Source organism: Streptomyces oryzae, from assembly GCF_017676365.1.
Classification (GTDB): Bacteria; Actinomycetota; Actinomycetes; order Streptomycetales; family Streptomycetaceae; genus Streptomyces; species Streptomyces oryzae.
The window spans coordinates 1-12,181 of sequence record NZ_JADKMA010000006.1 but is presented as its reverse complement, the minus strand read 5'-3'; the positions used below and the strand labels follow the sequence as shown (position 1 = coordinate 12,181).

General features: G+C 67.6%; 12 protein-coding genes and 2 pseudogenes. 7 read left to right on the top strand and 7 right to left on the bottom strand.

The window, feature by feature from the left end; genetic code table 11:
* Nucleotides 1-26: 26 nt before the first annotated feature.
* Nucleotides 27-1,049 (bottom strand): AraC family transcriptional regulator, encoded by a 1,023-nt coding sequence (locus ITI46_RS01995; RefSeq protein ID WP_209237535.1) that lies wholly within the window; start codon nucleotides 1,047-1,049, stop codon nucleotides 27-29.
* A 503-nt stretch (nucleotides 1,050-1,552) separates the two neighbouring features.
* On the opposite strand from ITI46_RS01995, the gene ITI46_RS01990 reads away from it, so the two are divergent.
* The 3 genes and pseudogenes from ITI46_RS01990 to ITI46_RS01980 all read left to right on the top strand — a co-directional run.
* Nucleotides 1,553-1,939, top strand: a complete 387-nt coding sequence (locus ITI46_RS01990) for a hypothetical protein (protein WP_209237533.1) — start codon at nucleotides 1,553-1,555, stop codon at nucleotides 1,937-1,939.
* Nucleotides 1,940-2,024: 85 nt separating this feature from the next.
* The gene (locus ITI46_RS01985; protein WP_209237532.1) at nucleotides 2,025-3,527 is read left to right on the top strand and encodes a long-chain-fatty-acid--CoA ligase; all 1,503 of its coding nucleotides are present in this window, start codon (nucleotides 2,025-2,027) and stop codon (nucleotides 3,525-3,527) included.
* An 831-nt stretch (nucleotides 3,528-4,358) separates the two neighbouring features.
* Nucleotides 4,359-4,855, top strand: a pseudogene (locus ITI46_RS01980) (IS5 family transposase); the annotation flags it as partial.
* An 83-nt stretch (nucleotides 4,856-4,938) separates the two neighbouring features.
* On the opposite strand, the gene ITI46_RS01975 reads toward ITI46_RS01980, so the two are convergent.
* The 3 genes from ITI46_RS01975 to ITI46_RS01970 all read right to left on the bottom strand — a co-directional run bounded on the left by ITI46_RS01975 (nucleotide 4,939) and on the right by ITI46_RS01970 (nucleotide 6,825).
* Entirely contained in the window at nucleotides 4,939-5,643 is a 705-nt protein-coding gene (locus ITI46_RS01975; RefSeq protein ID WP_307808023.1) for a recombinase family protein, read from the bottom strand.
* A complete protein-coding gene (locus tag ITI46_RS34515) occupies nucleotides 5,640-5,825 on the bottom strand; it encodes a hypothetical protein (protein WP_247745333.1) in 186 nt (61 codons plus the stop codon). The genes ITI46_RS01975 and ITI46_RS34515 overlap by 4 nt, the downstream gene beginning before the upstream one ends.
* A gap of 115 nt (nucleotides 5,826-5,940) precedes the next feature.
* On the bottom strand, nucleotides 5,941-6,825 hold the full coding sequence (locus ITI46_RS01970) for a helix-turn-helix transcriptional regulator (protein ID WP_209237528.1): 885 nt from the start codon (nucleotides 6,823-6,825) through the stop codon (nucleotides 5,941-5,943).
* Between the two features lie 139 nt (nucleotides 6,826-6,964).
* Here ITI46_RS01970 and ITI46_RS01965 point away from each other — a divergent pair, with 139 nt between their 5' ends.
* The 4 genes from ITI46_RS01965 (at nucleotide 6,965) to ITI46_RS34510 (ending at nucleotide 9,962) form a co-directional block, all read left to right on the top strand.
* Nucleotides 6,965-7,228, top strand: a complete 264-nt coding sequence (locus ITI46_RS01965; RefSeq protein WP_209237526.1) for an Atu4866 domain-containing protein — start codon at nucleotides 6,965-6,967, stop codon at nucleotides 7,226-7,228.
* A 114-nt stretch (nucleotides 7,229-7,342) separates the two neighbouring features.
* Nucleotides 7,343-8,101 carry an SDR family NAD(P)-dependent oxidoreductase gene (locus tag ITI46_RS01960; RefSeq protein WP_209237524.1) on the top strand — a complete coding sequence of 253 codons (759 nt, stop codon included), beginning with the start codon at nucleotides 7,343-7,345 and terminating at the stop codon, nucleotides 8,099-8,101.
* A gap of 162 nt (nucleotides 8,102-8,263) precedes the next feature.
* Entirely contained in the window at nucleotides 8,264-9,031 is a 768-nt protein-coding gene (locus ITI46_RS01955; protein ID WP_209237523.1) for an SDR family NAD(P)-dependent oxidoreductase, read from the top strand.
* A gap of 667 nt (nucleotides 9,032-9,698) precedes the next feature.
* Complete coding sequence (locus ITI46_RS34510) at nucleotides 9,699-9,962, top strand: hypothetical protein (RefSeq protein WP_247745332.1); 264 nt, start codon at nucleotides 9,699-9,701, stop codon at nucleotides 9,960-9,962.
* On the opposite strand, the gene ITI46_RS34505 is transcribed toward ITI46_RS34510, so the two are convergent.
* From ITI46_RS34505 to ITI46_RS34500, 3 genes and pseudogenes are all read right to left on the bottom strand, one after another.
* Complete coding sequence (locus ITI46_RS34505) at nucleotides 9,934-10,338, bottom strand: hypothetical protein (protein ID WP_247745331.1); 405 nt, start codon at nucleotides 10,336-10,338, stop codon at nucleotides 9,934-9,936. The two genes, ITI46_RS34510 and ITI46_RS34505, sit on opposite strands and share 29 nt — an antisense overlap.
* 568 nt (nucleotides 10,339-10,906) lie before the next feature.
* Nucleotides 10,907-11,401, bottom strand: coding sequence for a hypothetical protein (locus tag ITI46_RS01945; protein ID WP_209237521.1), 495 nt, complete (start codon nucleotides 11,399-11,401; stop codon nucleotides 10,907-10,909).
* Between the two features lie 162 nt (nucleotides 11,402-11,563).
* Nucleotides 11,564-11,650 (bottom strand): annotated as a pseudogene (locus ITI46_RS34500) (transposase); the annotation flags it as partial.
* Nucleotides 11,651-12,181 lie beyond the last annotated feature (531 nt).

Below are 12,181 nucleotides of genomic sequence, written 5' to 3'. Positions count from 1 at the left end.
CCAGGGCGGTGGGGGACCGCCGGCGGTCATTCCTCCGTGCAGGGCTGCTGCCTGGCCCTGCGGTTGCGCCACTCCCGCGGGCTGCAACCGAACCGCTCGCTGAACCAGCGCGAGAAGGCGCTTGGTGCGGAGAACCCGAGCAGTTCGGAGATCTCCGTCAACGAACGGCGCGGGTTGGCCACGAGCTGCTCCGCGAGCTGGGTACGCGTCATATTGAGGAGGGAGGAGAACGTCTCGCCCGAGGCCGACAGGTGCCGGTGGACGGTCCTCCGGTCGACGCCGAGGCTGCATGCGACCTGCTCGATCGAACAGCGCCCGGTCGGCAGCAGGACTTCGATCAGATCGCGCACGCGGTCGAGCACGGTCGTGTCCCTCGAGACTGCGATGGAATCGAAATACTGCCTGGCGTAGGTCCGCAGCAGCGGGTCGGACATGGGGTTGGGCGCGTTGAGATCGTTCGCGTAGAAGACGATTCCGTTGAATTCCCGGTCGAATTCCACCACGGGACCGAAAATGCGCTGGTGGGTCCCCGCATCCGCTGGAGCGCCGTGTGTGAAACACACGGAAACCGGCTGCCAGCGAGAACCGAGGAATCCGCGGAGTATCTGGTGGAAAGCGCCCACGGTCAGCTCGATGCCTTGGCGGGCCGCCATGACCTCACCGACCTCCAGGCTCACCTTGAGCGTGCCCAGACCCCTCGCCTCGGAGAGCCGGCTATGGAGCATCTCGTTGTACATGTACTCGTGGCGGACAAGAAGCTCGATCGCACTGCGAACATCTGGTTCTTCACGTACGACCAAGCTGATGGGGCCCAGGTTGGAGAAGCGTCGGCGCTCGGCGAGGAGCAGGCCGAAGTCCTCGCGGCGTGAGGCCGCCGCCGACAGCTCCAGCAGCTGGGTCACGGCCACGCCGGAGATCCATCTGTCCTGGACCGCGAGGCCGACGGGGTCCAGGCCCACGCGTTTCATCAGGGACCGCGGGTCGATCCCGAGCGACTGGCTGACCTCGATGTAGCTGCTCAGCGCGGCATTGCGGACAAGAGGCTTCATAGCGCACTCCAGGGCTCTGTCCCCAAGTGATAAGTGACCTGTCACGTCAAGTCAAGCGATGACCCAAGCCGTGACCTAGCGTTGCACCACTGCGCTGGAGCTCGCCCCTGGATTCGGAGTCCCAGCCGATCGGAAATCGACAAGAACACCATGGCAAACTGTTCAACCCGTTGACCACCCCTGGAAAACGCCGGCGGATCCCATGCGGATCACCGGCCTCTTGGCGCAAGGACCGTGCTGCGGAAGCGAGTTCTTCCGCGACGAAAGGTAAAGGGCGGTCTAAGTTTCCGGCCCCAGCCCGGAGAAAAACCGCACGCACATCCAGCGGAGTGGGCATCCGACCCTGAGAGGCCACCATGACGAGCGTGTTCAGCGTGTTGCGCGCCCGCCCTGCACCGGGCCGTCCGTGTGGAACGGCCCAGACCTGGCGGACTCGTGCGAGTGGGTTCTGCGGCCTTCCCCGACGCAGACCCGCGAACTCGAAGCGGTCCTGCGCGCGGCGCGTGAGCGAAGCCTTCCGCTGCTGCTGGGCGGCCGACGACTTTCCGCTGCCGACCCTGGCCGGCGAAATGGAACGCGTCGCCGGCGTACTGGAGAACGGCCGTGGCTTCGTGCTCGTCAAACGCATTCCGGTCGAGCGGCACAGCGAGCGCTACAGCAGGGAATGCCGGCGCGGTCTTCCGGGGACCGGGCCGGCACCTGGGTGTCCCCTGTTTCGAAGAACGCCGCAGGTCCACATGCTCGGTCACGCGGGACACCGGCCGCAGCACGGCAGATCCCGCAACGCGCGGCTACCAGACCAGAGCAAGGCTGCCATTCGCAATCATGCAGTGCTGCACTCCCGCACGGAGTTTGAGGACTTCGTCAGCCTGAGCGGAAGCGCCACGTGATCGCGGCAACAGGATCGCCGAGCCTTGCTGGCTCCCGCCGCCCTCGGTGACTGACCGTCAATCGCCCAGATCAGGGGAAAACCACATGAGTAATCTCGTGACATTCCTGACCGAATCGGCTTGGGCGGACGGTGAACACATCGCCGTCCGCCAGGACGACCGTGTGCTCACCTACGCCCAACTGAACGACACCAGCGCCCGGATCGCCACGTTGCTGCGAGCCAAGGGCGTCCGCCCCGGCGACCGCGTGGCGTTGGTCATGCCCAACGTCACCGATTTCCTGGTCGCGTACTACGGCATTCTCCGCTTCGGCGGCATCGCGGTGCCGATGAATCCGTTGTGGAAGGCTCGCGAAATCGCGTTCGCCCTTCAGGATTCAGGGGCCGCGATCGTACTGGCCTTCCCGCCCTTCGGGTACGAGGCCGCGAAGGCGGCAGCCGAGACCGGAGTCGAATGTCTGATCACGGATGCCACGTTTGACGCCCTGATGCAAGCCACCGAACCCGTGCCCGAAGTCGCGGACCGGGCGCAGGACGACACTGCCGTGATCCTCTACACCTCGGGCACGACAGGAGCGCCGAAGGGCGCCGCGCTGACCCACCACAACCTGATGACCAATGCGGTCACCGCGGCCGAGACACTGCTCCACGTCGGACCGAACGACGTACTGTTCGGCGGGCTGCCAATGTTCCACGCGTTCGGGCAGACCTGTGCCCTCAACACCGCCGTCGCTACTGGCGCCACCCTGAGCTTGTTGCAGCGGTTCCAGCCGGACAAGGCGCTCGAGATCATGCACCGGGACAGGGTCACCATTTTCCTGGGCGTCCCCACGATGTACACGGCCCTGCTCGGTGCCGGGGTCCCCGATGACTACGACCTCTCCGGGCTTCGCCTGGCCGTTTCCGGCGGTGCCTCTCTGCCAGTCGAAGTGCTGCACAACTTCGAGCGCGAATTCGGTGTCACTGTGCTGGAGGGCTATGGGCTCTCGGAGACTTCGCCGGTTGCGTCCTTCAACCTTCCGGATCGGCCACGCAAGGCCGGTTCCATCGGGCTCCCCATCCGAGGTGTCGAACTCAAGCTCGTCGCGGACGACGGCACCACGGCCGGGCCGGGCGAAGTCGGTGAGATCGCGATCCGCGGTGAGAATGTCATGAAGGGCTACTGGAGCCGTCCGGACGCAACCGCAGAAGCCATCCGGGACGGGTGGTTCCACAGTGGGGATCTCGCACGTGCTGACGAGGACGGCTACTACTTCATCGTCGACCGGAAGAAGGACCTCATCATCCGCGGCGGATACAACGTCTACCCACGTGAGATCGAGGAAGTGCTCTACGAACACCCAGATGTCGCCGAGGCCGCCGTCGTCGGCGTCCCGCACGAGGTCCATGGAGAGGAGGTAGCGGCCGTCGTGGCTCTCCGGGATGGTGCCCAGGCCACAGCTGAGCAGATACGTGACCACGTCAGACAGCGAGTAGCTGCCTACAAATACCCCCGGATCGTCACGTTCGCCGAAGCGCTCCCCAAGGGAGCGACGGGCAAGATCCTCAAACGGGAGATCGTCGTCAGCCAGGAGACGCCCGAGGACTGAATCGCAGGAGACCTGCGTACATGAGGTTGTGCACAGAGCAGTTCGGCCGGAAGCGTCGTAGGTTCTCCGCGTGATTTGCCGCCTGCCGATCCCGAAACCGCCTGCGCAGGGAGAGCGAGGAGTGGAGTGTGCGGTGGGGATCGCCACGATCCGCGTCCCGCGTACCGGAGCGGAGGGCTCAGGACGCGCCTTGGACAGCGTCGCAGCTGACAGGGCCTACAGCAATCGAAGAACGCGGGCCCATCTGCGCCGGCGCGGCATCCGGCACATGATCCCGGGAGAAGAAGGTCTCAAGACGGCCCGCCTGCGGAGGGTTCACGCGGCAGCGGCCGCCAGGGTTCGACGAGCGGTACCAGAAGCACAGGCGCTAACGTTGTCGCGGGGGCGATCAACAAGCTGAACTATTTCGGCCCGTGGCCACTCGCCCGGTCGGCGAGGTTGAGGGCCCATCCCCCGCGGTCCAGCAGGTCCGCGGCCCGCACGTCGGCCGGGCTCGGGATCGTGGTTCGCGGTCTTCGCCCGCGCACGACACCGGACAGTCCGAGCGAGCGCATCGCCCGGTCCACCGCCCCGGATCCGGCCTGGGGCAGAAGAGTGCGACGGACAAGACCCTGCCCGGGCGCACCAGGCCCGCAAGTTTCGTGCCGCGGTCCTCAGCCCACCTTGGTCCAGGGCGATGAGGCCGACTCGATGGCAGACCCCTCGGCCCGCATCTGATCGACCAGCGGCACGATCAGCGGGTCCGGGGGGCTAGGCCGTTTCTTTCGGATTCGTTCGGATCATCTGAGCGTTGGTCGGGGTGTGTCGTTGACTGATGCGCAGTAGGCGCGGATCGAGCCTCTGTTACCGGATCGGACGCCGATGCGGGGTGGGCGGTGGCGGGATCATCGGCAGGTGATCGACGCGATCGCGTTCAAGTACCGCACCGGAACACCGTGGATGGATCTGCCCGAGCGTTTCGGCTGGTGGAAGGGCGTGCACAACCGGCTGCGCATGTGGGCGGCTGACGGCACCTGGGAGAAGGTGTTCACCGCGCTGCTGGCCCAGGCCGACGCCGAGGGTGACCTGGACTGGGCCGTCGCGGTCGACTCGACCATCGTGCGCGCGCACCAGCACGCGGCCGGGGCCCGTCAAAAGGGGCCCCGGCCAGCGAGCCGCACGACCATGCCCTTGGACGCTCCCGCGGTGGACTGACCTGCAAGATCCACGTGGCTGCCGACAGTCACTGCCGCCCCCTGGCCCTCGTCCTCACACCCGGCCAGGCCGGTGACGCCCCGGCATTCGAGCAGGTCATGGCACACCCCCGGGTACCCGGCCGGTCGGCAGGCTGCGGTGACAGGACTCCTACGACTGCAGGAACGGCCGAAGGGAACTCGGTCGCAGAGCTCGGCGGAGCAGCGCCGTGTGCGGCTCATTTTCGGGGCTGTTCAGCGGCTTGTCGCTGCTGGTTCGGTGCGGTGTTTGTAAGGGGGCGAAGCCGAGGTGTCCGGGGCCTCCGGGGGTGGCTGGGTGCCCTGTCTCGGCCCTGGAGTCCTAGCTCAGACACCAGCCGCAAACCAGCCCGGGGTACGGGCTTGCTGCTGTGGCGGCCTGTTCGTCGTGTTCGTGCAGCATCCGCATGACGGTGGCGGGTGAGGGGTGTTTGGCCCTTCTTCGTGCCGGTGGTGAGGACGAGTCGCTTGGCGATGTCGCGCAGGCTCATCTCCTGGTCGCGTAGGTGGAGGGCCATGGACTGCATGTCCTCGTCGGTGACGCCCGCGTCCTCGATGGTCTTGCCGCGCTTGCGGGCGGACTCGTCGCCTTCGAGGGTGGGATCGCGGATGTACTCGCGCTCCGTGCCGGACATGGCCGTGAGCACGGTGAACACGATGCCGGAGGGGGCGTGCGAGCCCTTCAGTTCTCCGGTGAGGAACTCCAGGCCGATGTGGCTCGCCTTCAGTTCCTCGGCGAGCATGGTGAGTTCGATGCCGCGGCCGAGCCCCTTGTGCTCGCGGACGACGAGGGTCACGGCGACGCCGGAGGACCGGATCTGCCGGGCGAGCTTCACGGCGGCCTCCAACTCGGGGGGCCGGGTGGCGCGGGTGGAGATCTTTTCCGAGACGACGACCCGGGTCACCCCGCTTCGGCGAGGGAGTCGAGCTGCGCGTCGAGGGACCGCCGGGCGGTCGAGGCCCGTGCGTAGCCGTGGCGGACATGCCCGACCGGCTCGGTGCTGGCGCTCACCGGCCGGGGCAGCTCGGTCCACACCGACCCCGGCTTGCGTACGGGCGGGGTCGGCATCCGCGCGCTTGAAGTCATCGCTCGCGCCCCGGAGCGTTTCATGAGCATGAAACATGATCGCAGCAGGCGGACCGCCGGGCGGGCGGGTGTTTCACGAGCGACCACTTATGAAGCGCGCTGAGGCGAAGTCGCACTATCGGTGCGGGTCTCCGGGTTGTGTTGGCTGGTCAGCTGTGTGCTGGGGGTGGGCTTGGCGCCGGGTGGCGTGGAGGGAGCCGAGCAGGTGGAGGGAGTGGGCGCTGGGGCTGCCCGGTTCGGCGTGGTAGATGACGAGTTGCTGGCCGGGTGCTTCGCGTACGTCGAACGCCTGGTAGGTGAGCGTGAGCGGACCGACGTCCGGGTGGAGGAAGTGTTTGGCGTCCTGCGTCTTGCCTCGCACGGTGTGGGACTGCCACAGGCGTGCGAAGTCCGTACTGTGCTCGGTGAGGGTGTTGACGAGTTCGCGTAGTCGTGGGTTGTCCGGTTCGAAGCCGGTCGCCTCGCGGAGGTTGGCGACGGTGGCTTGTGCTGCTCGGTTCCAGTCCGTGTAGAAGGTAGGGCCCGCGGGGTCGAGGAAGGTCATGCGGGCGAGGTTGTCCGCCGGGGCGAACGCCGAGTAGAGGGCCTGGGCCAGCGCGTTGACCGCGAGGAGGTCGAGGGTTCGGTTCATGACGAACGCCGGGGTGTTGGGGTAGCCGTCCATCAGCTGTCGCAAGGCGGGGCTGACGCGCCCGGTGGAGTGAGGCGAGAGTCGGTCGTCGCCGGGCGTGGCCCCGGCCAGCCGGTACAGGTGCGTCCCGGCGTCCTCGTCGAGGTGCAGCGCGTGGCTGAGGGCGTCGATCACCTGGGGTGAGGGGTTGCGTTCGCGGCCTTGTTCGAGGCGGGTGTAGTAGTCGGCGTTCACTCCGGCCAGGACGGCGACCTCCTCGCGGCGCAGTCCGGCGACTCTGCGGGTCCCGTGGCTCGGCATGCCGACGTCGTGCGGGCGCAGGGCGGCGCGGCGTGCGCGCAGGAAGTCCCCCAGGTGATTGTCGTCCATGTCTTCAGGCTAGGCGGCGCGCCGGTGGGCTGCCTGGGTGTGGTGCACCCAGGCAGCATGCGTCCTGGTTGGTCGCCGCTGACCTGCGCAGACTCGGTGGAGCGGGAGGGACCGCACCGTTCGAGGAGAGGAGGCCGCCATGGCCGCGATCGAGGACGGCCACGTGGATGTGGTCGGTATGTGGGTGACCGCGGATGGGCACATCCGGCAGGAACTGCTGCCGGACGGCCGTTACGACGAGGCGCGCGGCGAGCGGGCCGGCGCGTACACCGGCCGGTACACGGTCACCGGCAGTCACCTGGACTACGTCGACGACACCGGGTTCATCGCCACAGGCGACATCCGCGACGGAGTGCTCTACCACGAGCACCTCGTGCTCCACCGGGAGCAGAGGTCGTCGTAGCGGGGCCGGGCAACAGCTGGTCCGGTCGGGCGACCGACTCCTTTGAGGGCGGACCGACTGGCCCGAGGCAGCAGTCGGCGACTCACGTATCAATGCAATGGGAGGACCGTATTCATGACCGCGCGACGTCTAGAGGGCAAGGTGGCCCTGATCACGGGCGCGACCGGGGGTATCGGTGCGGCGACCGCCGAACTCTTCGCCCAAGAAGGCGCCCGGCTGGTGATCACCGATATCGCCCAGGACCCCCTCCAGAAGCTGGCGCGGCGCATCGAGGCGGGTGGCGCGGAGGTGGTCACCGCCCTCCTCGATGTCTCCTCCGCCCGGGAGTGGGACGAAGTGACGGCCCTCGTACGCGGCCGTTTCGGCGTGCTGGACGTGCTGGTGAACCTCGCCGGAATCCTGGACTGGCCGGGTATCGAGGACACGAGGGAGGAGGTGTGGAACCACGTCGTCGACGTGAACCAGAAAGGCACCTGGCTCGGTATGAAGGCGGCGATGCCGCTGCTGCGAGCGAGCGGCAAGGCGTCGGTGATCAACACCTCGTCCGTCCTCGGCCTGGTGGGCAGCGGCGCGGCCGCGGCCTACCAGGCGTCGAAGGGGGCCGTACGCCTGCTGAGCAAGACGGCCGCGGTCGAGTACGCCCGGCAGGGCGTACGGGTCAACTCGATACATCCCGGAGTGGTCGCCACGCCGATGATCCAGGAGCTCCTGGACGAGCAGGGCGACCAGCAGCCGGACATCCAGCGCACCCCCATGCGCCGAGCCGGCCGCGCCGATGAGGTCGCCCCCGCGATCCTCTTCCTCGCCGGCGACGACTCCTCCTTCGTCACCGGCTCGGAACTCGTCGTCGACGGCGGCCTTACCGCACACTGAGCAACCCGCCCCGCCGGGCGCCACGGCGCCTCCCACGCGCACGCCCGGTAAGCGCGCTCATCTCCTGTGCCGTCTGCCTCGTGAGTGCGTGACCGTACAGCAGCCCAGACAGCCGGCGCGGGAAGCTGCGCGCGAGCCCGATCTTTACGAGAGGACCTCATCATGACGCCCACCGCTGCGTCTGCCGAAGCATCCGAGTTCGCCGGGAAGACCGCCCTGGTCACCGGGGCCGCGCGCGGCGTGGGCAAGGAGACCGTGGCACTGCTGCATGCCCGCGGTGCCCGCGTCGTCGCCGTCGACCTGCGTCCCGACGTCACGACCCTGCAGGACGAATTCCCCGGCATACTCGCGATGCGGGGCGACATCACACGGGAGGAGACCGCCGTCCACGCGGTCCGCTCGGCGCTGGACACCTTCGGAGGACTGAACATCCTGGTGAACAACGCCGGATGCACCCTGAACAAACCCGTCACCGAAACCACCACCGAAGACTGGGACACCGTGATGGCCGTCAACGCCCGCGGATCCTTCCTCTGCGCCCGAGAAGCCTTCCGAGCCATGCAGAGCCGGGGTGGCGGGGCCATCGTCAGCACCGGGTCCTACGCCAGTACCGTCGCCCTGCCCGAAGGCGCCGCCTACAGCGCGTCCAAGGGCGCCCTGGCCCAACTGACCAAGGTGCTCGCCGTCGAAGGCGGCCCATGGGGCATCCGCGCCAACCTTGTCGCCGCAGGCGTCATCGAGACGGACTTCCTCGACACGATCCGCCCCGACAGCCGCGCCTACCTGGCATCGTTCGCCGACGCCCAGCCCCTGGGCCGAGTCGCACAGCCCGAAGAGATCGCCGAGGCCCTCTGCTTCCTCGCCTCACCACGCTCCAGCTTCATCACCGGAGCCGTGGTACCCGCAGACGGCGGCTTCACCGCCGTCTGACGTGACGGGCCGATCAGCCGTTGCTCGGACACACCACCCTGCCTGCCGGACGGCGGGTTGCCGGAAGTTCGTCATCGCGTCTCCGCACGTGATCGACCGGCGGTGATCGACCGGCGGTGTCTGTCGCCTCCCTGGTGAGATTTCAGCGGAGGTGGTGAGTCCTGTCAGAGCCGGCACACCACGTCCATGACTCTCCTCCCTCTGCGGCAGACCCGATTCTCCCGGCTTCGCCTGGCAGTAGCGCTGCGATCCCCGCGGCTGGCCCCAGCTCCAACGTGCTTGAGGCGTACGGTGACGTCGAGTACCGGCAGGACCGGTCCGCGCCCTTCCGGGCCCGGCTGCGTTGGCACGATCCCGCCAGCGGTCGGCGACTGACCCCTCGAAGTCCCGCGGCACCCCCCAACAGGCATACGCCTGGACCTCCTTGCTGCTGGAGGCCGCACCCGCAACGGCATCGACCCCGCGCTGATCACCCGGTGGCTGACCCTGCTCGCCGACGCCACCAAAGGCGACCTCGATCCAGCCCTGATCACCGCAAGCCTGGCCGAATACGGCAACAGCAACATGGCGTTCATCCTGCGCGGCCTGGGAGACCACCACCCACGCCCCCTGCTTGGCCGGCTGGCGGCTGCGCGTCCTGCCCTGGCTCGGCCACCTACCGCTACGCATGATCACCCCCGGGGCGGTCGACCGGACCGTGCACGGCTGGATCGCCGATGAATGCGGACGTTCCACCGTCAAGAGCAGTCTCGCCATCCTGGTCCGGGTCATGGAACAGGCCCTGCGGAACGGCATCATCACCACCAACCCCGCCCGCGTCACCGGCTGGCAGGGCCAGTACGACCGCGCCGAGGACGAACTCGACAACCCACGCTCCCTGGCCCTGCCCGACTGGAACGCGCTTACCACCCTCGCCGGCGCCCTGGTGTAAAGGTCGCAACGGCCAGTTCCTCGGCCGGGGCAACGTCGTGATCTTCGCCGCCGGCACCGCCGCCCGCATCGGCGAGCTCCGGTGTCCGGGTGGGGGACATCGACACCACCAACTGGATCTGGACCGTGCGCCGCCAGACCACCCCTCCCTGGGCGGGCTGATCGACAAAGGCACCAAGGGCAAGCGGGCCCGCAAGATCCCCCTGATCGAAGAGGTCCGGCCCCTGGTCACCCAGCGCCTCCTCGCGGCAGGACCTGACCTCGACGCCCGCCTGTTCACCGGGCCCAGGGGCGGGCGGATCTCCACCGCCGCCCTCCGCGACGCCACCCACTGGGACGAGGTCGTCACCGGCCTTGGCCACGAGCACCTGCGCCACGTGGGTCTTCCAGCCCGCGGTGACCGGCTGGTGCCCGAAGAAAGCGCTGCAAGAGGCCCACTACTCCCACGTCACGGACGCGATGCGGCGGGACCTCGTTCAGGGGCTCACCCGGCTGTGGGAGGAGACTCTGGAGCAGCGTCGAGCGCTTTCCCCGCGGTCACCTGTCGCGGAAGACCCGCCCTCACCTGCTCTTTCTCCGGTCGGGACGGCGGGATTTGAACCCACGGCCCCTTGACCCTCAGCCGCGCGTCAATTCCATGCCATGGCTCGCATGGAGTTGTACCGGGCCGTACGGTGCCGCGCACGATTGTCACGCGCAGTAGCGAGCCTCGAGGTGAGTCAAGTGGCCTCGGGTGAGGCCGAAACTACCCGCCTCACCGATCATGGGCTCGGTCAGGAGCCGGCTGATGCCACCCCCTGCGCTTCATCCGCCACGAACGCCAAGCCAACTCGGGCGGGCCCAACACCAGGGCATAGAAGCTCAGTCCGCGTTTGAGATCTGGCCGGCGCCGTGTTGAGAGGTTGCTGTTGCTGCCCGTCGATCGAGGGTCCGGAGCGTCACTGTTCAGTTGAAGCCGACCTCGGTGAAGGCGCAACCCCCACGCTCTGTGTATGACAGTGCCTGTTGAGAGATGAGCGTCGGAGCCTGCCGGAAGTACTGGCGGTATCCGGACGCGCGGAACTTCAATTCGAACGCATGGCCCTCAATGTGCCAGAGCGGCAGATCTTGTCGGCCGTCGTCAGGCACCAGACGGTGCAAACCGTTGATCTCCAGGTCCGGGATCGTGCGCTTGAAGTCAAGGTCCCCCTCAAGGTCCCAGACATCTTCGAAGACGAGCGTTGCGGGGGACACCCAGAAGGAGAAATGCGTCGCCGGCGGGACCGGGTGGACCCAGCGCACGATGTAGTCGAGGTCAAAGAGAAGCCGCGGCAGAATCTCCCGGGTTGCCTGCACTGACAGGCCATGGATGGTGGCGTCGTGCCAGCCCATCTCCTCAAAGTCGGCATCGCTCCACGCGCTCTTGGAAAGACCTGATTCCTGGTGACCGCCGTTGTCCATATTCGTATCCAAGCAGACCGCTTGCCGGTCCCCGTCATGGGCTGAGGACGCAGGAGAGGGGCCGAGGTCCTTGTCGTGTCACTGGTCGGCCTCGCGTGAGGCGGCGGACCATGATGCCGATCACCGCCCAGCGGATCACGGTCTCCGACCTGGCCGGCTGGTCTCGTAGTCCCGGGCGAGGCGACGGCGAGCGTTCATCCACGAGAATGTGCGCTCAACCGCCCACCGCTTCGGCTGGACCTGGAAGCCCCCGCTGGTCAGGGGCCTTGCGGGCGATCCCCAGTTCGCGGCCGAGGATCGTGGCGGTCCAGTCGACCAGACGGCCGGCGAAGCCCTGGTCAACCCAGATCTTCTTGACACTCGGGTGGTCGAGGCGGGTCCGCAGCAGTGAGCGTTTCGCGCCGTCGCGGTCCTGGAGGTTCGCGGCGACGATGAGAGAGAAACGCCTGGTACATCTGCCGTGTCGGGCCCATGTCCACGGTCCGTTGGCGGGACAGCAGGCCCGCAATGGCTTGGCTGGTGTCGCCCGTGCTCGGGAACTCAGCTTTTACCTGGGGGTGTTCGGCGATCTGTCAACGTTCCAGACTGCGCCCGCCGGATGCGGCAACAGCGGGCGGTGCTTTTTCCGGGGGCCGGATGCTGCGAGTCGTTAACCTCGCGCTTTCACGCGGCGGGGCGTCCGGTGGGTGATCAGAAACGCGAAGAGTGCTCCTGACCTGCAACGATGGGACTTGTCTAGGGTCCAGGTCGTCGCGTGAAAGAAGCACTCTCCAGGTGAAG

What these genes read in the sequence shown, in the direction of transcription:
- ITI46_RS01995 (WP_209237535.1), bottom strand. Translation starts at nt 1,049, where the DNA reads ATGAAGCCTCTTGTCCGCAATGCCGCGCTGAGCAGCTACATCGAGGTC.
- ITI46_RS01970 (WP_209237528.1), bottom strand. Translation starts at nt 6,825, where the DNA reads ATGGACGACAATCACCTGGGGGACTTCCTGCGCGCACGCCGCGCCGCC.
- ITI46_RS01960 (WP_209237524.1), top strand. Translation starts at nt 7,343, where the DNA reads ATGACCGCGCGACGTCTAGAGGGCAAGGTGGCCCTGATCACGGGCGCG.
- ITI46_RS01965 (WP_209237526.1), top strand. Translation starts at nt 6,965, where the DNA reads ATGGCCGCGATCGAGGACGGCCACGTGGATGTGGTCGGTATGTGGGTG.
- ITI46_RS34515 (WP_247745333.1), bottom strand. Translation starts at nt 5,825, where the DNA reads ATGACTTCAAGCGCGCGGATGCCGACCCCGCCCGTACGCAAGCCGGGG.
- ITI46_RS01955 (WP_209237523.1), top strand. Translation starts at nt 8,264, where the DNA reads ATGACGCCCACCGCTGCGTCTGCCGAAGCATCCGAGTTCGCCGGGAAG.
- ITI46_RS01945 (WP_209237521.1), bottom strand. Translation starts at nt 11,401, where the DNA reads ATGGACAACGGCGGTCACCAGGAATCAGGTCTTTCCAAGAGCGCGTGG.
- ITI46_RS01985 (WP_209237532.1), top strand. Translation starts at nt 2,025, where the DNA reads ATGAGTAATCTCGTGACATTCCTGACCGAATCGGCTTGGGCGGACGGT.
- ITI46_RS34510 (WP_247745332.1), top strand. Translation starts at nt 9,699, where the DNA reads ATGATCACCCCCGGGGCGGTCGACCGGACCGTGCACGGCTGGATCGCC.